Here is a 24681-nt window from a genome sequence, read left to right as displayed (position 1 = left end):
CATAGTTATATGACTAGAAAAAAAGCTCCTAAATACCAAGACGCACCACCTAAAGTCTCTGATCTGAATGAGGCTAAGGTGCTTATTGATGAGCTGTGGGAACAGCTCCGGCACTATGAAGATAAGCTTACCACTAGCTCCAAAAACTCTTCAAAATCGCCCTCATCAGACAGTCCTAAAGATCGCCATGAGCGAAAAAAGATGAAAGCTCTGGTGGTCGCAATTCGAGAGGAGCTAAAAAAGGCCACACAGGGCATCAACGAAAACTTTCCCCGTTAAAAGACACGGATATCATTATTGATTGCTTCCCTGATAGTTGTCCTTGTTGCGAACAGTCTGACATTGATGTTCATGACGGCCCTTACTACCGACACCAAGTCTTTGATATTCCCAAGCCCACTGTCGATATCACCGAATACCGTTTATTTTCAGGTCAATGTCGGCACTGCAAAGAAGCCGTCAAGGCTCAAAAGCCTGACGATGCATCGCAAGGGATTATAGGGCCGAACTTATTAAGTTACATTGGGGTTCTTGCGGGGCAATATCACCTCAGTGTTCGAAAAATCCAATCTCTTCTCAAAGAACAGCTTGGCACAACCTTTTCAGTTGGCGCGATCAGCGAAGCTCAAACGAAAGTCGCTTCAATGCTAACGCCATTACATCAAGCGATAAAACAAGCATTAAAGAAAGCGCCTTTGATTCATGCTGACGAGACCTCTCATCACCGAAATGATGAACAAAGCCTTCGCTGGTGTTGGTTAGTGGCAAGTGATGACCTTGTCTATGAGCAAATACTTTATTCGCGCTCGACCTCATCAGCGAAAAAGGTCATTGATGAAGACTATGCAGGCATTGTGGTCAGCGACCAGTGCCCTAGCTATAACTGGATAGCCGCAGACCGTCATCAGTTATGTTGGGCACATGTGAAGCGTAACCTTCAGCAAATGGCGGATTATAGTGGCGGTGGCCACACCGCTTATATTGGCAGACATCTTTGTTTGCTGACGAACGCCATTTTCCATACTCGGCATCGTTATGAACAAGATGAGTTAAATTATGCGCTGTACTTACGAAGAATGCGTAGGTTGCAGAAATCGTTCGATCATTGGTTGAGCAAAGGGACTGATGTCATGGTCAAGCGATATCGGGGGCGATGCAAGTTACTGCTCAAACATAGAGAGAGCTTGTGGGTTTTCCTCAAGAAAGCGTCAATCCCCTTAACCAATAATGAAGCTGAGCGATGTATTAGAGGTTTTGTAATCCAAAGGAAAATCAGCTTCGGAACGACCTCGGATGCAGGCGATAAATTCCGCAGTAGGATACATACCCTCATCGAAACCTGCAAAAAACGTGGCTTGTCGACAATGTCAGTGTTGAGTGAGATCATCACGGCTGTTGTGGCGAAGAGACCGTACCCCAACATCTTTGATCTATAGGCTGTTCCCCCCGTTAATATCGAGTCAAGTTACCTTGGTGAACGATTACGTTTGATGGGCTTATTCGGATGCATGACCTATAGGATAAACGATCCATGTAAAGCACCCTAGTAGGTTGAGTCTCTTTGTTTTCGGCCGTAGGCCGCTCAGGCGACACCGTCGCCGGTTCGAATTGCGGCTAAAAAGACAGTATCTTCTCACGAAGTGCTTGTAGATAACGTAAAATCGGTGACAGGTGAAACGGTTTTGTTTGATAACGACTTTGAAAGCTTTGAGGATGGTTACGAGCTTGGTGGAGACCATGGCTTTCGCGGAGAGAGTGCTCAAGCTACTGTCATTACGGTAGCGGGCCAGCAATAATCAGGGTGTTCTATATGTATCTACCTTAAATACGTTAACAGTATCTCATCAAGCCAACAGAGTTAGCTGTTGGCTTTTTTGTGCGCTTCATTTGACGTTTTCATGCTGGGGCTGAGGTTAGGCTGAGATGTGGCCTCATATTGCTTTAGTGACCCGTACCAGCAGTTTTGGACACTGAGTTAAGTGAGTACAATCACTAAAGTGGTGAACCATGACAAGCAAGAAAAGACGTGTTATCCATTTTCTGGATTTAAAGCAGAAACCCTGAAGCTAGCAGAGAAAGTAGGGGTTGCTTCAGAGCGAGACACTCGGCTTACACGAATCTCAGATCTACTGCTGCGTGGGGCGGTCAAGAAAGACACTAGCACTAGTAAGCGGGAAAAATATCTAGCCGCTGAAGTCCTAGCTCAACAGACAATTGACTGAGCAACCAAAAGTGCTAGATATAGTAAAGGCCGTAATCTACTTCGCGAAAAATCTAAAGTAGATTGCTACGAATTTATGCTCTAAGACCTACTGCGCTTCAGTGTTGTCCGTATGGGTAAACTGTTCGGGGTTTCTCGAAGTGGGCATTACTGGATTAAGTACCGTCACAAGGCTACTCAGTACAAGAAGATATGCGCCAAGCGATCTTCGAATACACAGAGGTTTGTTATAATTGGACTAGAAGGCACTGTGCTCTTGGGTATCTAAACCCAGTTAACTTTGGACAACAATATATCGCTTAGTTAAGCCCGATTTCTGGCTGGAACAGATCACATTTACTATTAAGTTGAATTCAGCAACTTAAGCCTAATCAGATCGTAACTTCCTGGTTTTGTTCCAAGGAATTACGCAACCAAATAAAAATAAATGTCACCGATATATTAATGAGTGTTTCGATATTCTCTTGGAGATACACCAAACTTAGCCTTAAACTTTTTATAGAAGTCACTGGTGTTTGAAAAACCGACCTCTATTGCTAGATCATTAATGCTAATGTTTTTTATTTTAATAATGTCGCAAAATTTATTAAACCTGATCTCTCTTAATAAATTATTGAATGTTACACCACTTTCTTTTTTTATAAGCTTAGAAAGATTGTAATTCTTCATTTTTAACTGGTCAGAAATTTCGTTTAAGTTAGCACATCTGAGGTTTTTCTCCATATAGGTGATGACCTTGCAAAGAACACCTTGATCATAAGTCACTTTTTCAATTCGCTGGGGTTTTTCAAGCGTCAGATCAAGTACAAGGATACCGAGTAGGAACTTAACACGTGGCTCGGTTAGAGGCTCGTCACCGTCTAACTCTGAAAGCATCTCATTGAGCAACGTCTCAAGCCTATTATTACCTTTGGTTGAAAAAATTAGCGCTGAGGTCGAGGACTTTTTAAACACGACATCAGTAAAAAAGTTAGATAAGCTACAGTTTTCACTTATAAATTCAAAGATATAACTAAAGAACTTTTTATGGATAATAAAATTAATTAAGATATCTTTATCTCCAGTAGGATATATCTCATGCGTGACTCCTGGGCCTAAGAACAATAAATCCCCTGTTTGTAACTCTACCTCTTCATTTTCTACAACTTGTAGCGAACGCCCGCTCAGTACATAACAGATCTCTACGTAATCGTGGCTATGTTCAGGGTAATGGATAAAACGAGTATGTTTTCTTATGGATATCATCTTCCCTTTTGGACAAACTTTATCAAAAGATATGATGTTTCGGTATCTATCCGTAAAAATGCTATTATCGATGCCTGAAACTTCATTGATTATCGCTTGTTCTTCAATAGTGGTAGACCTCATCTTTTCCATGAAATCGTACAGTCCTCTTTCCATAATAAACCCCGCTTAGTCCCTAGTTTACTCGTGTGACACTGCGCAAATATTGCCTTTCTAACGACCAACTTTTGCGATGCGCCGTACTGATATTTAAATATACACAAAAAAAAAACAAATAATTGAACCCGCGTTTTAAGTGTGAATTCAGTCTCCAATGGCACGGTTCGAGGTGTGTTTTTTTTGGTATCGATCACGATGGGGTGATTATCCTTGCCATCGACAAGATCATCTTGTATTCATTCGTTATCCGTACGCTATTGTTTAAGCAACCATATCACGGAGGAGTCGACAACATAGCGCTATACGCGTTGCCAAGACAAGTTGTGACAACGGTCAGGCTATCTAGCAAAAAATGATGTTTTGGAGTGCAAAGCTTTGTATTTATAGGACAGTTTTACCCAATTATAATCAACGATCAGTGACGATTGGAGGTTGTAATGAATTACTTTTTAGCAATTGATATTGGTGCTTCAAGCGGACGACACTTGTTGGGCCATCTAGATGATGGCAAGCTCAAGATTGAAGAAATCCATCGATTTGAAAATCAAATCTTTAATGTAGACGATCAGCTTTGCTGGGATCTTGGTTATCTGTTCTCTGAAATAGTAACCGGCCTAAAGAAGTGTGCAAAATTGGGAAAGAAGCCAACAGCACTTGGTATCGATACGTGGGGGTAGATTTTGTCCTTCTTGATAGTGATGATCGTTTGATTGGTAATGCAGTGTCTTATCGAGACAAGCGAACCAATGGCGTTATGAACGAGATTTGTTCACAAATTGGTGATGAGGAGCTCTATGCCAAAACTGGTATTCAATTTATGGACTTCAATACCATCTGCCAGTTAAAGAAACTCCCAGAGGAGGTTAAGTTACAAGCCAAATCATTCCTCATGATTCCTGACTACTTAAATTACTTACTGACGGGGAAAAAAGTCAACGAATATACTAATGCCACCACCACACAACTTTATAACGTCGAAGCCAATAAATGGGACGAAGAGCTGATTGAATTTGTTGGTCTTAAAAAAGAGGTATTTCATGAAGCACTTCCTCCGTTATCAAAAGTCGGCAAGTTAACACAAGAGTTAGTAGATGAAGTCGGCTTTGATTGTGAAGTGATTCTACCCCCCACTCACGATACCGGAGCTGCTTTTATAGCTAGTATTTTGAACATAGAAGATAACGGTGTCATTCTTAGTTCGGGTACATGGTCACTGTTAGGCAAGGAGTTGCTCGATCCTATAGTCAACGAACAGTCAAGATTGAAGAACTTCACCAACGAGGGTGGTTTCGACAGGCGCTATAGATTCTTGAAGAATATAATGGGGTTGTGGATTGTCCAAGAAGTGTCGCGAAATTTGGATCATAGATATTCGTACTCTGAACTAGTCAAGCTAGCTCGAGAAGCTAAAGACTTTACTTCAGTAATTGATGTGAACGATCAAAGATTCTTTGTAAGCGATAATATGATCGAGGAAATAGTCAATTATTGTAAAGAATCGGGCCAAATACCACCGTCGACAGTAGGAGAAGTCAGTGCGTGCGTCTACCGTAGTTTGGCAAGCTGTTACAAGAAATATATTGATGAAATATCTGAGATAACCGGCCAGGAAATTAGTGTTATCAATATTATTGGCGGTGGATGCAAAAATGAGTTCCTCAATGAACTGATAAAAGCAGAAACCGACCGTGAGGTCATTATTGGCCCGATTGAAGCTACGGGGATAGGTAACAGGCGTTGTTGCGTAATTCAATGGAACTAAATCAAGAACCTACGATCTGAGCAGCTACGTCCACTCTATCTCGTAGCCCTATGCCTAAACCACGTTACAAAACAACTAACTGGAAGCAATACAACCAATCACTCATTAACCGTGGTTCTCTGACCTTTTGGATTGATGAAGAAGCAATAAGCGGATGGGCGCAAAGCAAACAGAATAAGCGCGGGAGGCCGCGTCGGTTCAGTGATTTAGCTATCACGACAGCACTCATGGTCAAACGAGTTTTTTCTATGCCATTGAGAGCGCTGCAAGGATTTATCGACTCGATATTTAGGTTAGCCCATGTACCGTTAAGTTGTCCGCATTACACCTGCATCAGTCGTAGAGCCAAGCAAGTTGAGGTTTCATTTAAGACTAAAACGAGAGGAGCGATACAGCACCTAGCTATTGATGCTACTGGCCTTAAGGTTTATGGCGAAGGTGAATGGAAAGTCAAAAAACATGGGACGGATGGCAAGCGTAGAGTCTGGCGAAAGCTGCATATTGCAGTCGATACCAACACTCATGAGATCATTGCCGCCGAGCTAAGTTTATCGACGGTTACAGATGGAGAAGTACTCCCGAACTTACTGAAACAAACACGCCGAAGTATCCTTAAGGTGTCTGGTGATGGCGCTTACGACACGAGAGCGTGTCACGCTGCTATTAAGATTAAGGGAGCTATTGCGCTTATTCCCCCAAGAGAAGGGGCTGCCTTTTGGGAGCGTGGTCACCCTCGAAATCTCGCCGTGGGTTGCCAGAAATTATACGGCTCAAATAAGGTAATCGTTCACCAAGGTAACTTGACTCGATATTAACGGGGGGAACAGCCTATAGATCAAAGATGTTGGGGTACGGTCTCTTCGCCACAACAGCCGTGATGATCTCACTCAACACTGACATTGTCGACAAGCCACGTTTTTTGCAGGTTTCGATGAGGGTATGTATCCTACTGCGGAATTTATCGCCTGCATCCGAGGTCGTTCCGAAGCTGATTTTCCTTTGGATTACAAAACCTCTAATACATCGCTCAGCTTCATTATTGGTTAAGGGGATTGACGCTTTCTTGAGGAAAACCCACAAGCTCTCTCTATGTTTGAGCAGTAACTTGCATCGCCCCCGATATCGCTTGACCATGACATCAGTCCCTTTGCTCAACCAATGATCGAACGATTTCTGCAACCTACGCATTCTTCGTAAGTACAGCGCATAATTTAACTCATCTTGTTCATAACGATGCCGAGTATGGAAAATGGCGTTCGTCAGCAAACAAAGATGTCTGCCAATATAAGCGGTGTGGCCACCGCCACTATAATCCGCCATTTGCTGAAGGTTACGCTTCACATGTGCCCAACATAACTGATGACGGTCTGCGGCTATCCAGTTATAGCTAGGGCACTGGTCGCTGACCACAATGCCTGCATAGTCTTCATCAATGACCTTTTTCGCTGATGAGGTCGAGCGCGAATAAAGTATTTGCTCATAGACAAGGTCATCACTTGCCACTAACCAACACCAGCGAAGGCTTTGTTCATCATTTCGGTGATGAGAGGTCTCGTCAGCATGAATCAAAGGCGCTTTCTTTAATGCTTGTTTTATCGCTTGATGTAATGGCGTTAGCATTGAAGCGACTTTCGTTTGAGCTTCGCTGATCGCGCCAACTGAAAAGGTTGTGCCAAGCTGTTCTTTGAGAAGAGATTGGATTTTTCGAACACTGAGGTGATATTGCCCCGCAAGAACCCCAATGTAACTTAATAAGTTCGGCCCTATAATCCCTTGCGATGCATCGTCAGGCTTTTGAGCCTTGACGGCTTCTTTGCAGTGCCGACATTGACCTGAAAATAAACGGTATTCGGTGATATCGACAGTGGGCTTGGGAATATCAAAGACTTGGTGTCGGTAGTAAGGGCCGTCATGAACATCAATGTCAGACTGTTCGCAACAAGGACAACTATCAGGGAAGCAATCAATAATGATATCCGTGTCTTTTAACGGGGAAAGTTTTCGTTGATGCCCTGTGTGGCCTTTTTTAGCTCCTCTCGAATTGCGACCACCAGAGCTTTCATCTTTTTTCGCTCATGGCGATCTTTAGGACTGTCTGATGAGGGCGATTTTGAAGAGTTTTTGGAGCTAGTGGTAAGCTTATCTTCATAGTGCCGGAGCTGTTCCCACAGCTCATCAATAAGCACCTTAGCCTCATTCAGATCAGAGATTTTAGGTGGTGCGTCTTGGTATTTAGGAGCTTTTTTTCTAGTCATATAACTATGATGAAGCTCAAAAATGATCACTCAATACCTAAAGTGGGATCAAGTGCTAGAGGTCACAGTTTTTATGTCAATAGGGTTTGGTGAACACTTACCATCAAACAACTCTTCAATGCCAACGATACTTGGCTGAACTACCTCAATAAGTACCGAGAAACCCTCCGAACCGTCGTCATTGAAAACGTCACCAAGATGCTCGCTTGCAGTACCGCTGCTTTTGGCTCTAAAGAGTATCGATGCAGTCATGCTGACTGCACCCATCACAAATACATTCACCAGACGTGTAAATCTCGCTTTTGCAGCAGTTGTGGCATAAAAGCCACAGAGCGGTGGATACGAAAGCAACAACATGTCTTTCCTGAGTGTGAGTATCAACACGTTACGTTGACGCTTCCTCACACGCTGTGGCCAATCTTTCGGGATAATCGTTTTCTTCTCAATCATCTCTTTAGTTGTGCAGCCAAAATCTTCTTAGGATGGGCAAAGCAACTCGATATCGATATTGGCGTGTTCTGTGCACTTCATACCTACGGCAGAAAGCTGAATTGGAATGTGCACATCCATTTGTCTGTCACCCGTGGGGGTTTATGTAAGAAGACAGGTCTATGGAAGCCCATTTTCTTTAAAGCTAAGACCACTGAGAAGTGTTGGCGCGGTGCCATCACTCAACTTCTCAGCTCCAATTACTCAGAGTTAGACTTGAGTGGAGAGGGCTGCCCTTTCATTCGTAATGAGCAAGATTGGTCCCGATTTTTAACCAGCCAATATTGCCGTCGATGGAAACTGCACTTTGCTAAGAAAACGGCCAATGTGACCCCCACCATGACCTACATGGGTCGATACCTAAAGCGGCCACCGATATCGGCGTCTAGGTTACGACATGATTTCCAAGGAGGATTAGTGACATTTGATTATCTTAATCATAGGAATGGTCAGACGGAATCCCTCATTTTGAGTCCAGAAGCTCTGATAGAGCGCATGATTGAGCATATTCCTGATAAGCACTTCAAAATGATTCGATACTTCGGTTTTCTATCAAACCGACGTCGTGGTGAGATGCTCCCTAAGGTCTACGATGCCTTAGGCATCGCCCCTAAAGACGCACCTGAAATGCCCGGCTACGCCGCCATGTTGAAAGGGTATGTGAAGGTTGATCCGTTTGAGTGCATTCTTTGTGGGCACCGTTTAACGTTTCTTCGCTTTAGGGCTGGGGAGCCGCTGTCAGAGCTGGTCCACCATGCTCTGGTTCAAGCCCAAATCAGGTCAATTTAGGCGTTTCACAGGATGGGTGTATCTGAAATAGCGAAAACAGCATGAAAGTGTTCAACAAACATCCGTGTTTAGATTGTAGAGCAGAAGTTAAATGAGTCAGCGACTCATTCTGACGTGAGTTATGCCGCGATCGTTCAGGTAAGGAATCATTCAGATTCCTTACCTTCAAGCCGCTAGTGCTGCTAATAAGGCAACAGAGGAAGCAACAAAAACATCTGCTTCGCTATGCGATGCTGTGCAAGAACTGAGCAGGCTCAATGAAGATATTCATCTGTCCTCCAATGCAATGAATGAGTTACGACAAGAGACTGAAGCAATCGGCTCAGTACTTGAGGTGATTCAACAAATAGCTGAACAAACGAACCTGCTGGCTCTTAATGCCGCCATTGAAGCTGCCCGAGCAGGTGATCAAGGGCGAGGGTTCGCAGTTGTAGCGGATGAAGTAAGAACACTTGCCAGCAGGACCCAGGCTAGCACCGAAGAGATTCGTGTGATGATCGACAAACTGCAGATTAGCGCGAATAATGTTGTGGAATCTATGACAGTGAGTAGAGCATCGAGTGTTCATGCTAAAACAGTCACGGAAGAATCTAACCATTCCCTGGTTCGGGTTAATCAAGCAATCATTTTGTTGAATGAGGTAAATGCTACGATTTCGACGGCTGCCAATGAGCAGACCTCGGTTACGGAAGAGTTAAATTCTAATCTACATGGCTTATTTGAGCTTACGAATAATACTGAATCTGAGGTGAATTCGGTCGCTAGGATTAGCGAAGAGTTGAAGCAAAATGTAGTCGCTCTCAATAAAGAGATGTCGCAATTTACGGTGTAATTGGCGATTCGACTCAAACATAAAATGACGTTAATGGTGCTGACTAGGATCATCATTTAATAGCTAGGGCTTTGTTGCGTAATTCAGTGGAATAAATCCAGAACCTGCGACCTGACCAGCCACACCCACTACCTCTCATGGCTCTCTGATCTTTTAGATTGATGAGAGTCAGTGTAAAACAAACAGAATAAGCGCCGGTGACCACGTCAGTTCAATGATTTAGCTATCACGACGGCACTCATGGTGAAACGGTTTTTTCTATGCTACTGAGAGCGCTGCAAGGATTTATCGACTCAATATTTAGGTTAGCCCATGTACCATTAAGGTGTCCGCATTACACCTGTATCAGTCGTAGAGCCAAACAAGTTGAGATTTCATTGAAGACTAAAACGAAAGGAGCGATACAGCACATAGCCATTGATGCTACTGGCCTTAAGGTTTATGGAAAAGGCGAATGGAAAGGCAAAAAACGGGACGGATGGCAAGCGTAGAGTTTGGCGAAAGCTTCATATCCCAGTCGATACAATTACTCATGAGTTCATTGCCGCCGAGCTAGTTTTACCAACGATTACATATCGATAGGTACTCCCGAACTTACGAAAACAAATACGCCGAAGTATCCTTGCGGTGGCTGGTGATGGTTCTTATGACACTAGATTATGTCACACTGCTAATAAGATTATGGGAGCCATCGAAATCTCGCCGTGGGCTGCCAAAAATTATATGGTTCAAATAAGTATTGAAAAGTGCGGTATGGATACCACAAACGTTCACTTTCAGAAGCAGCGATGTGTCGAATTAAACAGTTGCTAGGAGGGTAACTTAGCTTAAAAATTTCTATTCACTCTGCTGATTTCTTATCAATCTTTGTCTAGCATCACTACTAGCCTAGTCTAAGGGACAATTGTTAAGAACTCCCGAGGTAAGATATCCCCTTTCTCATAGCTCAGTCTGATTTACATAGTCGCACTTCTATTCGCGACTTCGGGCTATTCTATCTGTAGCTAGGTTACCCAAGCTGACTATACCTACTATCAGATATCTGTTCGTCAAGCTATGTTTTGCCATTTACTTCCTTCAGATTCCACCTCACGATAGACACCCTTGCATAAGCTAACGTGTCCTGCTCGATAAGGCACGTAGAGGGCTTTGACCTCCTAGGTTGGTGCTATGCTCGGCGCATAAAAAAACGCCCGAAATTCCAGATCAGGCGTTCTTATTCATAGATCGTAACGTAGAATTTACTATCTATTACTGACTATCATACCGCCGCTTCTTGGGCGATAGTTTCTTCTTTCTCAACCGAGAGTTTTGCCACCAGTTTGGATAGAGCTTCTACAAAGTAGTAGTCACCATAGATGAGAGAGCAATTAACACCCAAACCTTTCGGACAGTTGAACGCCCCTCCAGTTAAGATTCCCTGCTGATTATCCTCGCCTGCTGTACAGTAGTTGTCATAAAGACTCTTTAGGATCCTATTGGCGGCTTCAAAGTAATGTGCTTTCTTTGTTTCATCTTCAACAAGCTCAGAGATGAGTAACATACCACTCGCAGCACACGCCGCTGCAGAAGTATCTCTTGGCGTATTCTCATCTCTTGGAGCTCTAAAGTCCCAATGTGGGACTGCGTCTTCAGGTAACTGGTCAATAAAGAAGTCAGCGGTTCTCATGGCCGCTTCTAGGTATCTTGGCTCTCTAGTGTATTTATAACTTAATGCACAGCCATGAACCGCCCACGATGCGCCTCTACTCCACGCAGAATTCTCATTGTAGCCTTGACCACCGTAGTAGCTTTTCACATCACCAGTAATATAGTCAAACTCAACCATATGCCTTACCGAACCATCTGGTCGAATAAACTCTTTAAGCACAGTATCTGCGTGCGCCATGGCAATCAGTTTGAATCGCGGTGCATCTAGTTGGTCAGCAGCCCAGTAGAGAAGAGGTAAGTTCATCATACTGTCAATAATACTCAAACCTTTCGGGTCTGCGGCACTTACATCATTTTTATTCCAAGCGGTTAAGAAACGTCCATTGATGTTAAATCGACTCGCTAGGTGACTCGCTGCTCTAAGTGCACGATTTTTAGAACGCTCGTTGCCAAATAGTTCATACTGCTTGATTGAAGTAAGTTGCCACATAAAGCCAACATCATGGTGGATATTAACATATTCATCAAGCGGGCCATCCATCGTGTTCTCGCGTGCTATGGCGATGCCTTTGAATGGCTGGTAGTGCTCTTTCTCATAAAGCAGCCACAACAAACCAGGCCAAAAACCGACAACCCAAGCCCAAGGAGCGTGGGTATCTTCATACCTACCTTCAGACGTCATGGAAGGAAACTGTACTGAAATGTCTTCACTAGTAAATTTAACTTTCTCAAACACACTTTTCCAAGCGTTATTTGCCCACGTTTTATCTGAATCCATTTTTATCCCTCTACTTCTTTCGGTGATAATTACGTTTAGTTCATAGCTCAAATATAGGGTAATCACCTTGGAAAAAACATGTCTGTTTTTGGTGTAATCAGGGATGATTTTTGCGACGGTCGGCACCCAGTTTAGTGAACACCAAATGAAGTAGGCTTTAAGGTGATGGGCACACCTCCCTTTTAGGGTCGTAGTGCCAGACGAATAGTACAACCAGTGAGAACAATAGTTCGGGAGCTTAACGACCAAGATTCGACAAAAATAAAGCCAACAATTCACACAGGCTGAAAAGCGTAATTAATCTGTTGTGGGGGCCGGCGAGGTAGCCTTTACATTCCCATACCGACAGAGATGAGTCCCTGCCAACAAAATAACGCCATAAGATCCATTCCATCGACGCAGTCACCCACGGAGGGACAATCCACATGACAGGACCAAAAATAAATAGGATACCAGCGAACAAGGCTGCTTTTTTGCTCATCTTTCGTTCGTTGTCACCAAAAATCGATAGCAAGAAAGCGCGTTATTCGCGTTGATAGTTTGCTTAAGTAGCATCATCACAACCCAAAGCCAAAACACTTGCCAATAACTCAAATTAGCACCCATATAACTATAGGTTGGGTAACATCTATTGGTGTCACTGGCCCACCAACTTCGAGCAACGCAAATGCCCCTAATCGCAACCAACAAATGAGTTGAATGACACTAGTCGCAGACACAGTCCACGAGCCGCCACTCGTGACAATAAAATTCACGATTAGACCAACGCCAACAATCGTCACTACAAGATCAATGTTAAAAACCGCGGCTGCGAAAAGCGCTAAACCGTTTAACCAGATCGCCGCAAACATAATAGTCAAAGGAAAAGAGAGCCAGGTATAAACTTGCTCAGATGCTCGTCCGAACCGAACCTTGATAGCTTCCATAGCCGTCTCAACGCGCATCTTGCGATAACGGGGAGCAAAATAGCCAGCCGCGACGAAAAAGCCAAAGGCATTACCCCAAAAAATGAACAATACTGTCAGCCCATCCTCATAGGCCTTGGCTGCAGCCCCCGTAAAGGTCCACGCGGAAAACTGTGTCATGAAAGCAGTAGCGCCCGCCATCCACCACATCATTGCTCCACCACCGCGGATAAAGCTCGAACTATCTGTGGCAAAAAGCTTGAACACTAAAGCGGCGAACAATAAGAAAGCAAAGTAACCTACAATAATAACAGTATCAATGAGCTCTATATCACTCCTTATACATCACAGATTATTCATTCACTGCGATTAGTCCTATTGGTTTCGCCGTCCATACGGAACTCAATGACCGCAACAATGAAACTCGACTCAAATCACAGTTAATGGTTAAAAGTAGAAATATTACTACCTCGCCTTCAAGTTACGCTGATAGATTACAATTACCTGGAACGCTGTTTCAAATAAAATGCAACCTCTAATTACTTCTTGAAGGCGCGGATGATGGTAAAACCATGCTAAACACGACATCCTTTAGTCAACATCTACGCTCTAACGTTTATCAACACAATAAACATACAAAGAAACAATCAGTTAGAAATTTAAAATCAGATACTTACCAAACGTTTTTAACTCAGTAAATACTGATAAAACGGGTCACTCTCAAGCTGGATATTTGACTATGAGCCAATACAAAATAGCGATCATCGGCGAATGCATGGTGGAGCTACAACGCAAAGAAGAACTACTAAAGCAAAGTTTCGGTGGTGATACACTAAACACCGCGCTGTATCTTTCTCGTTTGACGAAAAATTACAACATTTCAGTGAGCTACATTACCGCATTAGGTAATGACCCTTTCTCTGCTGAAATGCTAAAAGCGTGGTCTGAAGAGGGCATTGATACCGATCAGGTACTGCGTCTAGACGACAAAATGCCCGGCCTTTATCACATCGAGACCGATGAAACTGGCGAACGCACCTTCTTTTACTGGCGCGGCGATGCAGCGGCTAAATTCGTGTTCGATCAGCCAGAGAGCCAATCCCTTGTCGATTCATTGATGGATTACGATGCGGTTTACCTAAGCGGCATCACCTTGGCTATTTTAACTGACACTGGACGTGACACCCTGTTTAGCTTCTTAGAGAAGTTCAAGGCCAAAGGCGGCAGCGTCTTCTTTGACAACAACTATCGACCAAAATTATGGGCGAACCGAGATACCGCTCAGCGCACGTACCTTGCGATGCTCGGTTTCACGGATACCGCATTGCTCACCTTCGAAGATGATCAATACTTATTCGGTGACACATGTCTAGATGAGTGCATTGAACGCACTCAGCAAGCAGGCGTCTCTGAAATTGCCATCAAGCGTGGCGCAAAAGAGTGCCTAGTACTTAGCGAAGGTCGCGCAGAGTATGTCGCGCCTAAGCCAGTTAACTCCGTTATTGATACCACAGCTGCGGGGGACTCATTTAGCGCCGGTTATCTTGCCAAGCGCCTAACAGGTGGTGATGCATTTAGATCAGCGGAAATAGGACACAAAGTCGCCGGAACTGTGATTCAGTACCGCGGTGCAATCATTCCTAATACAGCAACGCCAACTCTTGATTAGTAGGACAAAACAAATGACAACTCTAAATGAACAGCTAGCAAGCCTTAAAGTGATTCCCGTCATTGCCATTAACAAAGTGGAGGATGCTATTCCTCTAGGTAAAGCATTAGTAGACAACGGCATGCCTTGCGCAGAAATCACGTTCCGTACCGAATGCGCAGCAGACGCAATCGCTGCAATGCGTCAAGCGTATCCAGAAATGCTGATTGGCGCGGGTACCGTTCTTACCAACGAACAGGTGGACCAAGCGATTGAAGCTGGCGTTGATTTTATCGTAAGCCCAGGCTTCAACCCACGCACGGTTCAATACTGCATCGATAAAAACGTACCAATCGTGCCTGGAGTAAACAACCCAAGCCTTGTTGAGCAAGCAATGGAAATGGGTCTGCGTACGTTGAAGTTCTTCCCAGCAGAGCCATCTGGCGGTGTGGGTATGCTAAAAGCACTAACAGCCGTATACCCAGTGAAATTTATGCCAACAGGTGGTGTAAGCCTAAAGAATGTCGATAATTATCTATCCATTAAGTCTGTATTAGCATGCGGCGGCACTTGGATGGTTCCAGCCAACCTTATCGACGAGGGTCGCTGGGATGAACTAGGTCAGTTGGTTAAAGGTGCGGTTGCGCACGTTAACTAATTCGCCCCCCCGCTTATGGAAACTATGCCCCACGAGCTTTGGCCATGGGGCTAATTTCTTTTTGAAAAATCAATCATGATGGGATAATAAGGAAAAAAACATCCGCTCTAACCGCTATTTTTAACGAAACCGCACCCAGCTCAAATTTACTTACCTCAACCGCCGACGCAGTTACACAGTTACGCAGCAGATGACAGTCAAGACATTAAGCGTCCAAAGCAAGTCCATGCATCTAACAGGGAGCTCAATGAAAATAAGCCTACACACTAACCGTTTGTTCGCAAATGCCAATGATACAACGGCATAGTTTGCTTGGAATAATAGACTTCAGATGCCACCTTAAGAATAGACTTTTCCGTTCAATGTGAATCTTTGCTTTTGAGAATGAGAATGAGAATGAGAAAGGAAAGCTAGTGAAACTATGAGACAACGACCATAAGTCTGTTGACTATCAAAAATAAAAAAACCAATGATAACACTGGCTGGCCAAATCCCGATATGGACATCAAAACAAATAATAAAATAGCCAATAAGTGGTGCTACGTTTGATTTGAAGCAGCCTCAGATATAAAATTTCAAGGAGTTCTGAGGCCACTTTAAGTCAGATCAAATTAATCAATCAAAGTGCGAACGTATTCAGCAATTTCAGTGACCTGGCAATTAGCAAAGAAACATTCTTGGAACTGAGCGCCACCAACAGCTTGCTTGACTAGATCTTGATCAATCGCTTTTAGTGATGCTACAACGTCCTTGCAAACAGCAGCCTTAACATCATTAAGAATTGCTGCGTTTTGCTGCTGAGGTACAACTCGTTCTACAGGGTAGCCTTCGCCACGAGCACCAGTAAATGCTTTTTCGAAGATATAACGAACATTCAGCTCTCCAGCCCAACCAAAGCCTTTCGCAAACGCCAATGAAATAGCATTACCATTGTTAATTTGGTTGAAAAGGAATGCATCTGATGGTTCTAAGCAGTAACCACATACCACACCTGGGTGAAGGTTGCTTGCCACCAACGCACCTTGGCCTGTGCCACAGCCAGTTACGATAAAGTCTACTGCTTTTGAGTTCAGTAGGATGCTCGCCATGATACCTAGGTGAATGTAAGTTAGGTGGTGGTCGTTTTCATCTGTCATACCGACATTGAATACGTCGTGGCCTAAATTACCTGCCACAAGGTTTAGTTCAGAAGCAACCATCGCATTTTTTGGTGCTTGGCTGTTTTCCATCATTAGTGCAATTTTCATAGTAGTTCCCCGACGAGAAGGCTCGTCATTAGTTTAATCTTAAACAAAATCTTTGCGCATTGGTGTGAACGTATCGATTAGCGTACCTGCCTCAACACACACACAACCGTGTTCAATATCTGGCTGCTTATACATGGTGTCACCGGCCTTAACGATGTGCATTTCCTCGCCAATCGTGAATTCAAAAGCGCCAGACAGCACATAAGTAAGCTGCTCATGTGGGTGCGAATGCATAGCACCAACCGCACCTTTTTCAAAATGGACTTCAACCGACATCATGTTGTCGTTGTGTGCAAGCACCTTTCGGCTGACACCATCACCTAAGTCTTCTAACTGCACATTTTTATTGAATACGAACATGTGTAAAAACCTATTATGTTTGTGATTCGCTAGACACCAAATCACTTGATTTGCGTAATCGATAAATGGTTACTAGGTTCGTCACTATAAGTGTCGCTTCAAGTAAGGTACCACCTATTGAACCAACCAATATATTGTTGATTAGCCAACATGTCGCACCAAGCAAAAAGCCAATACGCATTGCCACGCCGCTGAGAACAAACATTGAGAACGTCCCGATCATCGTGCCAAAAATTGACCAAAGCTGCCCTATACCACCTGCAACAACAATGAACAATACTGCTACAAGCTTGGACCGTGTATGTATCGATACCAACGTTCTTGCTGCCGACAGTCCGGCTGCCGCGGCAGATACGGTTGAACCTAGTAGTAAATAGTGGAAAAGATGATTGATATTAAAGACAAACATTAAAATTTTGAGCTGCCTGTCGTCTTTTTGGTAAAAGGTAGAAATTCCTAAACCAAAACTCAAAAAACCTAATACCTGTCCGACAGAAAATAGATCCATCACCTTCTCTTAAGCCTGTTAGCGAGACAACCAACCACCGTCAACGGCAATAGTGTAACCATTGATATAGTCAGATGCTTTCGATGCCAAGAATACACATGGCCCCGCTAGATCTTCCGGAGTGCCCCAACGGTCAGCTGGAATACGCTCTAAAATTTCAGCATTACGCTGCTCATCAGCGCGCAGTGCTACTGTGTTATTTGTTGCCATGTAGCCCGGCGCAATAGCATTAACATTAATGCCTTCTTTTGCCCATTCGTTAGCCATTAGTCGAGTCACACCCATCACTCCACTCTTTGAAGCGGTGTAAGATGGTACTCGAATACCACCTTGGAATGACAACATTGACGCGACGTTAATGATTTTGCCACCTTGGCCTTGCGCGATAAACTGTTTCGCTACCGCTTGTGACATAAAGAACACCGACTTTATGTTGATATTCATCACGTCATCCCAATCTTGCTCAGAGAAGTCAATGGCGTCGTTACGACGGATGATGCCTGCATTGTTTACCAAGATATCAATTCGACCTAACTCCGTAACTGCACGATCGACGATGCTTGGAATATCATCTAACTTCATTAAGTTAGCGCGAATATCAACAAACTTGCGACCTGTCTCTTCGATCATCGCAATCGTCTCTGACGGTTCAACAATGTTCACGCCAACAATGTCACAACCTGCTTTAGCAAGCCCGATAGCCATTCCTTGCCCAAGACCGGTATCACAACCAGTTACCACTGCTACCTTGCCTTCAAGGCTAAACGAATCAAGAATCATAATCTGTACCTTTGTAGTGAATGTGTGGTGAACAAAAAAAGGCCGGTGTTCACTCTGTTGAAACTTACATTACACAAAAAATGATACGATCTAAAGTTATTTTTGAAATTGCGTTTTAATTTTTAAAGTTAACTACAAATAATGTGATTGACATCTCAATTATTGGTTTTAAATTAATGAAATGGCTTTTCGAAACTACTGACTCGCTCGAACATATCAGGTATAATCAGGTACTATCGAAAATGACTCAGAGCGTGAAATGGAAAAATCAACTCAACCGGAAGCTGTATCGTCAGTATTAAAAGTATTTAACATCCTCTCAGCACTGGCTAACCAAAAAGAGATTGGTGTATCCGAGCTATCTCAACGCTTGATGATGTCAAAGGCGACAACCTATCGCTTTTTACAAACCATGAAGACACTCGGGTTTGTTGAGCAGGAAGGGGAAGCCGATAAATACTCACTGACATTAAAATTATTTGAGTTAGGTTCAAAAGCTTTAGAGCATGTCGACCTCATTAATCTTGCTAATACTGAGATGGCGAAAATCTCCAAGATAATCAATGAAACTGTCCACTTGGGCTCCATTGACGAAGACTCCATCATCTACCTACACAAGATAGACTCCAGTTATCATCTACGTATGCACTCACGCATCGGTCGCCGCAACCCGCTCTACAGCACAGCTATTGGTAAGGTGTTGATGTCTCATATGGATGAGCAAGAAGTACGAGCTCTCTTGGCTGATGTTAAGTTTAAAAAACACACGCAGCATACGCATGAAAACGCAGACCAACTGCTTGAAGAATTGAACCTTGTTCGTGAGCAGCATTTTGGTGAAGACAACGAAGAACAAGAGCCAGGATTGCGTTGCATTGCAGTACCGGTTTACGACCGATTTGGTGACCCTATTGCGGCTATCTCTGTTTCGTTTCCTACTATCCGATTCGAAGAAAACCGCAAACAAGAGTACATTGCCCAGCTCCACTCGGCTGGCCGCAATGTTTCTGAGCACTTGGGCTATCACAATTACCCTGTCTGACATTAATACAGTTAAAAAAGCAGCACTCGTGCTGCTTTTTTTGCCGCCAAGCACTTTATTGAAACACCATTTCATTTAAGGGATTTACATGGGTACTTCAGCTTCAAATAACATTTTCGACTTTTTGATTCACCTTGACCCTTTCGACCTTCTACCAAAACAGGTGGTTGAATCACTAGCAGGCTCAGTCACAGTCAAATACCTAGCCAAGGGAGAAAGTATTGAGTTTCACTCGATGTGCGAGAAACGGTACCTCTATGTGATTCGAAAAGGCGCAATAGAGCAGCGTACCCAAATCAATAAACTCCGAGCCCGTCTCGGTGAAGAGGATCAGTTTGGGTTTACTTTCCTTGAGCCCCTTAATGAAGCAGAAGATGGCTACCGAGCGGAAGCTATTGAAGACTCGCTACTTTATCTTATACCACATGCAAACATTCAAGAGACGTGCAAGCAACATCCCGAGCTTAAAGACTACTTTGCCGCTACGGCAAAAACCCGTTTGAACTCCGCCATACGTTCTATCGTCAACAAAGAAGAGAAAAGCTTGTTCTTTCGTACGGTTGGAGAAGTCGCCAGCGAAAATATCACAGTATCAAGTTACGACGACTCGATCATGGATGTCGCCAAGGCCATGTGTGGTAAGCGTCACAGCTCATGCGCCGTGGTACTAAAAGAACATGAAATTGTCGGCTTGGTCACCGACCGTGATATGACCCAACATGTTGTCGCTCAGGGCATAGATACCCAGCGACCTATTTATGAAGTCATGACACGTAACCCCATTTTGATCAATAGCGAAGACAAAGTGATTCAAGCGATTTCACTCATGTTGCAGTATAATATTCGATGCCTGCCTGTAATCGCCAATAACGAAGTAAAAGGCTTATTAACGACTACACATCTAGTTCATAACCATTGTACTCAATCGCTCTTCCTCATTGAAAAAATCAAGTACGCCAACTCGATCAATGCGCTTGCGAGTTTACGAGATGAAAAAGAAACTATTTTCCAAGCCTTGGTCGAAAGTGGCGTGAGCGCCGAAATTCATGGTCAGGTGATGTCGATGATCATGGATGCGTTCAATAGACGAATAATCCAACTAACTGAAGAAGTGCTCGGTCCACCACCTTGTGAATACGCTTGGATGGTTGCTGGGTCGCATGCAAGAAACGAAGTACACATGCTCTCTGATCAAGACAATGCTCTCGTACTCGCAGAAGATGCAACCAAGGATGATCGATTCTACTTCACTTACTTTGCAATGCGAGTGTGTAATGGATTAGCCGCAGTGGGCTATCCCCTTTGTGATGGCAAGTACATGGCAGCCACAGCAAAATGGAATCAGAGTGTAGGTCGCTGGAAAGAATACTATACAAAATGGGTAGCTAGTCCAGAATACAATAAACTGCTCAACATCAGTGTCTTCATGGAAATACGCTGCGTGTACGGGAACGCGGAACTTGTTGATACGCTTCAAAACCACCTACACCAGACCATTCATGCAAACCCTCGCTTTATCCCGGCACTAACACGCGATGCCATCGAAACATCACCGCCACTTGGTATTTTCAATAGCCTGGTACTAGAAAAAAGTGGTGATAACACTAAATCACTCAACATCAAAAAATTTGCGTTGAATCTCATCATCGATCTTGCTCGAATATACAGCCTTGCCGCTGGAGGGTCGCTAACAGGGACTGAAGAGCGATTTCGATATGCAGTTGAGCAAGGCACCTTGTCTCAAAACAGTTGCGACAACATTATCGGCGCGTACCGTTTTCTAACTCAAGTTCGTTTTAGGCACCAGCTCAACGCACAGCTTCGTGGTGATACTCCGGATAACCACATCCGCCCTGACGAATTCAGCAGTTTTGAACGCAAGCACCTCAAAGAAGCGTTCAAGATAATCAGCGAACTGCAGGATGTCGCTAAACTCAAATTTGTAGGCGGGTTCTAACATGCTGGCCAAAGCCCTACAAAAGCTATTCTCTAAAGGCGACAATATTGAAGCTTTGCACCAATCCATGCAGGCTAAACGCTGGTCTTCTCATGCCCTCGAGCATTACTTTGCCCACCCGCTCCCTAATGCAGAGCGCCCGTTGTCTGAACAACAATTTGTCGCACTCGATTTTGAAACGACAGGATTAAATCCTGACACTGATAGGATCCTCTCTATTGGAACGGTTGAGTTAAACTATGAAGAGATTGATTTAACCAGTGTTAGCGAAGTGATTCTGCGCTACGACGTTATTGTGCGACCAGAGAGCGCTATCATTCATGAAATTATGCCCATTCAAGTTCAAAAACAGGGGGTGGAGCCCGAGCCAGCACTCGATCTATTAATCGAACATTGTGCAGGCAAAACTATCATTGCCCACAGTGCGGGCATTGAGTATGGCTTTTTATCGTCGTATCTCAAAAGGCGCTATCAATTGGAAAAGCTGCCTTGTTACATGATAGACACCTTGATGCTTGAGAAGCGATTTAGCTATTTAGGAAAAAATAGTGGCCATGCTAGCTTCCAACTCGATGATCTGCGCCAACACTATAATTTGCCCGATTATCAGGCCCACTCCGCAGCCAGTGATGCATTAGGTTGTGCGGAGCTATTATTAGCTCAAGTAAAGAGACTAAGACTCTGTCATCGCCCGCTCAGTGAAGTGATGTGCAAACCACCCTATTAAACGTGACAACTCATGCTTAACCTGCCACTAGCTCTTGTTTTTCAAAACCATGGCTATTGGATTGCAGATCGTCCAATAGCCGTTTTCATTGAACTCAATGAAAATGGCTTGATTGACGCTTGCATCTGACTAACGGATTCTAAAATGCTTCCTTGCGGTACAGACTGAGATAAGTGTCCATCGGCAATCCGCTTGGTTAATGAAACGACGACATTGTGGTCATTAGCCCAAATGTAGGCATTGCCTAAACGATAATTGATAAGTGCAATGATGACTCGCTTCTAAGCCTCTCCTGAAGTGCGACTTTACGAGATTACATCCGATGCTTGCTTCTTTGCAAACGGAAGAAATGATGTAACCTCATACTTTATGGTTTCAACCAATAAAATGAAGTCTATATCATCCGCCATTACACCCCTAGGACAAGCAAGAGAAATAGCAATCATAAATTTTGCGAACAATCATAAAACTTCCTTAATGAAATTACATAAAATATCAATTGAAGCATCAGTTTAAAAATCATATCAAGATCTATAATCAAATGAGGCCACATACGTCCTTAGAATACCAAACGCCCGATGAATTACATCGAGCGTATGGTTAGAAGTGTCAACCCATATCAGGACGGGGCAAGTATGTAACTTAGTACGACCTAAATTTAACATACTGACAATTATTATTTGGTATCACTTTAACCAGCTTACCTGTTAGGCTATTACTGCTCACATAGTTTGATGTCACGTTAACTGAGCCGCTACCATCAATGCTGGATAACGTCCCCCTGAAATCACAACTATTATTTGCATCACTGTCCCACAATTGCACTGTCTTTCCTGCGAGATCTCTATCAATCGCTACACAGCTTGCTTGGGATAAGTCCAACTCCATTTTCTGCCCCCAACTATATTGGGTGATGACATCACACCCTTCAGATACAGGTGGATCGATTGGATCAACAGGCTCCTCTGGATCGACCCCCTCCGGAGGCCAAGAACCTCCAGCCACAGTGACACCAGAAGTTGGTATCTGCTGATGAACGCCCTCTGCCAACGCTTGATTCCAAGTCGCTATTGGCTCTTCATTAATATTGAGATGTTTGTACTGGCTGCCATCCCAATTGAGCGCGTACTCGACATCAGGTTCATCGAATAGCCCCCATCGAGTAATACTCTCACCCGAACTCTTTGCTTTCTCCAGTGTATTGTTGGTTAGGACATTATTAGGCCCTGTCGGTCCTGACCACTTACTGGCGTGGTCGCCGGAGCCAACCCAAATCGGTTGCCACGTTGACCCCGATTCTGGCGCCCCATTAGACCAACTGCGATGCTCGTACGGCACGGCGATATGATTTAAGCGAACCAAATTATTTCGCTCCCAGCCACCGTGGAAGTTCATATCAACATTCAGTGTATTGTGCTCGACGATATTTCCAGTCGCTGACCATTGGAGAGCGAGGTGTCGAATGTTACGAATATCGTTATTGTGGATCCAGCTGTTGTATAACTTAGAGCCACGAACATAGCCATTTCCGCCAGCCCCCTTATTCCACGAGCCGTCGATCGTGCTGTTGGAGATGGTGACTGCTTTGGCGAACTCACTGACAATAGGATGTGAACCGATCATGTCGATACGGACATTATCAACCCAGCCGTTATACGCCCACTTGAGAATGATGCCGTGAATCGCATCTTGTGCACATACGTTCTCATATCGATACAAGACGCCATTAGGGTTGCTCGCCGAAAACTGGTTGCGATTGTAGCCCTCACAATGGCTGCCTTTCGTGTCCATGGTTAGAAAGAAGTCTTGCAGACCAAAGTTTTCTACCGCACTGACTGGCATGACACGGCTGTTGTAACCACTCTCATTGTTTAGCGGGATATCAAACTCTAGAGCGCCATCAAGGGTGACCGAATTGTTGCCACTGTTTACCGCTGTCACTTTAAAAATCTGTGTGCGCATGTGACCGGTTTTTATGTGACTACCACTTCTTCTCGATTCTGGCACTTGCCCTTTATCCAAAAACGCTTTGTCGTTGGCGGCACCGACATAAATAAGATCGCCCTGGCTAAACTCACCGGCTTTTCCTGATTCTATTACAATGGTGTTGTCACCCATTTTTGCAGGTTGTGCAAACTCAATGCTGTGTTTCCAGTGGAAGTTGACGCTCCCCTCGTAAGCGGGTTCCTTGACATGCTTCTCTCGAGTTTCGACACGAAATACGCCAAAACCAGGCCAGTATTTCTTATCAAAATCAGGAGCATTACTGGCATCCACACCATAAGGTGACCAAGACTTAACGACTATTTGAGTACCCGTGGCTGGATCGCTTCCCGCCCCTTTGATAACTAACCCTGACTTGTCAATATGGATTTCATCACTCAGGTTAATAGTGCCCTGTGGCAGTATTATCACCGTATTTTTACTCGTAGAAGCGGTAACCTCATTGTCAATAATAGCTTGCAATGCAGCAGAATCATCGATGCCATCGTCGACGATAACACCGTGATCAACTGCGTAGATAGTATTTTGAAATGTCGTAGGTAACGTTGCGCCTTGTTTATAACCTGGAGCTGAAATGCCAGATGCGCTATATAGGGTTAGAGGAATAAGTATGGCGAGTGTGTTCACGTTCATTTTCACGTTTAGATCTCCCTTCCGCGTTTATT

General features: G+C 44.0%; 21 protein-coding genes and 4 pseudogenes. 15 read left to right on the top strand and 10 right to left on the bottom strand.

The features are described 5' to 3' along the window. Positions 1-9 precede the first annotated feature (9 nt). From tnpC (OCU36_RS17555) to OCU36_RS17545, 3 genes and pseudogenes are all read left to right on the top strand, one after another. Positions 10-1436 (top strand): IS66 family transposase gene (tnpC, locus tag OCU36_RS17555; RefSeq protein WP_261839802.1). Its coding sequence is split into 2 segments (ribosomal slippage): positions 10-202 and positions 202-1436, totalling 1428 coding nucleotides; the frame shifts between segments, so codons are not numbered across the junction. Between the two features lie 571 nt (positions 1437-2007). Then, positions 2008-2402: pseudogene (locus tag OCU36_RS17550) on the top strand (IS3 family transposase); the annotation flags it as partial. Positions 2403-2404: 2 nt separating this feature from the next. Next, a pseudogene (locus OCU36_RS17545) lies at positions 2405-2524 on the top strand (IS3 family transposase); the annotation flags it as partial. A gap of 138 nt (positions 2525-2662) precedes the next feature. Here the strand turns inward: OCU36_RS17545 and OCU36_RS17540 are convergent. Further along, positions 2663-3622, bottom strand: coding sequence for an AraC family transcriptional regulator (locus OCU36_RS17540; protein WP_065677420.1), 960 nt, complete (start codon positions 3620-3622; stop codon positions 2663-2665). A 440-nt stretch (positions 3623-4062) separates the two neighbouring features. Between OCU36_RS17540 and OCU36_RS17535 the strand changes: the two genes are divergently transcribed. The 3 genes and pseudogenes from OCU36_RS17535 to OCU36_RS17525 form a co-directional block, all read left to right on the top strand. Then, positions 4063-4302 carry a hypothetical protein gene (locus tag OCU36_RS17535; RefSeq protein WP_261839801.1) on the top strand — a complete coding sequence of 80 codons (240 nt, stop codon included), beginning with the start codon at positions 4063-4065 and terminating at the stop codon, positions 4300-4302. After that, a complete protein-coding gene (locus OCU36_RS17530; protein ID WP_261839800.1) occupies positions 4293-5387 on the top strand; it encodes a rhamnulokinase in 1095 nt (364 codons plus the stop codon). Before OCU36_RS17535 ends, OCU36_RS17530 begins: the two co-directional genes overlap by 10 nt. A 50-nt stretch (positions 5388-5437) precedes the next feature. Next, positions 5438-6166, top strand: a pseudogene (locus OCU36_RS17525) (IS5 family transposase); the annotation flags it as partial. Positions 6167-6215: 49 nt separating this feature from the next. Here the strand turns inward: OCU36_RS17525 and tnpC (OCU36_RS17520) are convergent. After that, positions 6216-7642, bottom strand: a protein-coding gene (gene tnpC, locus OCU36_RS17520; protein WP_261838397.1) for an IS66 family transposase whose coding sequence is annotated in 2 segments (ribosomal slippage) — positions 6216-7450 and positions 7450-7642 — 1428 coding nt in all. Because the reading frame shifts where the segments join, the coding sequence is not laid out codon by codon here. A 102-nt stretch (positions 7643-7744) separates the two neighbouring features. Here tnpC (OCU36_RS17520) and OCU36_RS17515 point away from each other — a divergent pair. From OCU36_RS17515 to OCU36_RS17505, 3 genes and pseudogenes are all read left to right on the top strand, one after another. Beyond that, positions 7745-8920 (top strand): IS91 family transposase, encoded by a 1176-nt coding sequence (locus tag OCU36_RS17515; protein ID WP_261840742.1) that lies wholly within the window; start codon positions 7745-7747, stop codon positions 8918-8920. A gap of 235 nt (positions 8921-9155) precedes the next feature. Continuing rightward, positions 9156-9752, top strand: coding sequence for a methyl-accepting chemotaxis protein (locus tag OCU36_RS17510; protein ID WP_261839799.1), 597 nt, complete (start codon positions 9156-9158; stop codon positions 9750-9752). Positions 9753-9953: 201 nt separating this feature from the next. Beyond that, a pseudogene (locus tag OCU36_RS17505) lies at positions 9954-10570 on the top strand (IS5 family transposase); the annotation flags it as partial. A gap of 443 nt (positions 10571-11013) precedes the next feature. On the opposite strand, the gene OCU36_RS17500 reads toward OCU36_RS17505, so the two are convergent. The 3 genes from OCU36_RS17500 to OCU36_RS17490 form a co-directional block, all read right to left on the bottom strand. Then, positions 11014-12180 (bottom strand): glycoside hydrolase family 88 protein, encoded by a 1167-nt coding sequence (locus tag OCU36_RS17500; RefSeq protein ID WP_065677427.1) that lies wholly within the window; start codon positions 12178-12180, stop codon positions 11014-11016. A 238-nt stretch (positions 12181-12418) separates the two neighbouring features. Next, positions 12419-12661, bottom strand: coding sequence for a hypothetical protein (locus OCU36_RS17495; RefSeq protein ID WP_065677428.1), 243 nt, complete (start codon positions 12659-12661; stop codon positions 12419-12421). Between the two features lie 109 nt (positions 12662-12770). Further along, complete coding sequence (locus OCU36_RS17490) at positions 12771-13298, bottom strand: sodium:solute symporter family transporter (RefSeq protein ID WP_240508203.1); 528 nt, start codon at positions 13296-13298, stop codon at positions 12771-12773. A 526-nt stretch (positions 13299-13824) separates the two neighbouring features. Here OCU36_RS17490 and OCU36_RS17485 point away from each other — a divergent pair. Further along, positions 13825-14754, top strand: coding sequence for a 2-dehydro-3-deoxygluconokinase (locus OCU36_RS17485; RefSeq protein WP_065677430.1), 930 nt, complete (start codon positions 13825-13827; stop codon positions 14752-14754). A gap of 13 nt (positions 14755-14767) precedes the next feature. Beyond that, positions 14768-15391, top strand: coding sequence for a bifunctional 4-hydroxy-2-oxoglutarate aldolase/2-dehydro-3-deoxy-phosphogluconate aldolase (locus tag OCU36_RS17480; RefSeq protein WP_065677431.1), 624 nt, complete (start codon positions 14768-14770; stop codon positions 15389-15391). 611 nt (positions 15392-16002) lie between these two features. Here the strand turns inward: OCU36_RS17480 and OCU36_RS17475 are convergent. The 4 genes from OCU36_RS17475 to kduD are packed head-to-tail and all read right to left on the bottom strand — an operon-like array spanning position 16003 to position 18286. Then, the gene (locus OCU36_RS17475; protein WP_250617735.1) at positions 16003-16638 is read right to left on the bottom strand and encodes an RpiB/LacA/LacB family sugar-phosphate isomerase; all 636 of its coding nucleotides are present in this window, start codon (positions 16636-16638) and stop codon (positions 16003-16005) included. Between the two features lie 39 nt (positions 16639-16677). Beyond that, positions 16678-16998, bottom strand: a complete 321-nt coding sequence (locus OCU36_RS17470; RefSeq protein WP_261839798.1) for a cupin domain-containing protein — start codon at positions 16996-16998, stop codon at positions 16678-16680. 13 nt (positions 16999-17011) lie between these two features. Beyond that, on the bottom strand, positions 17012-17506 hold the full coding sequence (locus OCU36_RS17465) for a YgjV family protein (protein WP_261839797.1): 495 nt from the start codon (positions 17504-17506) through the stop codon (positions 17012-17014). Between the two features lie 18 nt (positions 17507-17524). Beyond that, the gene (gene kduD / locus OCU36_RS17460) at positions 17525-18286 is read right to left on the bottom strand and encodes a 2-dehydro-3-deoxy-D-gluconate 5-dehydrogenase KduD (RefSeq protein WP_065677435.1); all 762 of its coding nucleotides are present in this window, start codon (positions 18284-18286) and stop codon (positions 17525-17527) included. 259 nt (positions 18287-18545) lie between these two features. Here kduD and kdgR point away from each other — a divergent pair, with 259 nt between their 5' ends. The 4 genes from kdgR to OCU36_RS20115 all read left to right on the top strand — a co-directional run bounded on the left by kdgR (position 18546) and on the right by OCU36_RS20115 (position 22616). Continuing rightward, complete coding sequence (gene kdgR / locus OCU36_RS17455) at positions 18546-19328, top strand: DNA-binding transcriptional regulator KdgR (RefSeq protein ID WP_065677436.1); 783 nt, start codon at positions 18546-18548, stop codon at positions 19326-19328. An 88-nt stretch (positions 19329-19416) separates the two neighbouring features. Next, positions 19417-21285 (top strand): DUF294 nucleotidyltransferase-like domain-containing protein, encoded by a 1869-nt coding sequence (locus OCU36_RS17450; RefSeq protein ID WP_261839796.1) that lies wholly within the window; start codon positions 19417-19419, stop codon positions 21283-21285. 1 nt (position 21286) lies between these two features. Beyond that, positions 21287-22012: an exonuclease domain-containing protein gene (locus OCU36_RS17445; RefSeq protein ID WP_065677438.1), complete on the top strand. Its 726-nt coding sequence runs from the start codon at positions 21287-21289 to the stop codon at positions 22010-22012. A gap of 499 nt (positions 22013-22511) precedes the next feature. Further along, the gene (locus tag OCU36_RS20115; protein WP_167352292.1) at positions 22512-22616 is read left to right on the top strand and encodes an integrase core domain-containing protein; all 105 of its coding nucleotides are present in this window, start codon (positions 22512-22514) and stop codon (positions 22614-22616) included. 38 nt (positions 22617-22654) lie between these two features. Here OCU36_RS20115 and OCU36_RS17440 read toward each other — a convergent pair whose 3' ends face one another. Next, positions 22655-24655: a glycoside hydrolase family 55 protein gene (locus OCU36_RS17440; protein ID WP_261839795.1), complete on the bottom strand. Its 2001-nt coding sequence runs from the start codon at positions 24653-24655 to the stop codon at positions 22655-22657. Positions 24656-24681: the final 26 nt, after the last annotated feature.

Source organism: Vibrio artabrorum (assembly GCF_024347295.1).
Taxonomy (GTDB): domain Bacteria; phylum Pseudomonadota; class Gammaproteobacteria; order Enterobacterales; family Vibrionaceae; genus Vibrio; species Vibrio artabrorum.
The sequence above is the reverse complement of the archived record's forward strand: the minus strand, read 5'-3'. Positions and strand labels throughout refer to the sequence as shown.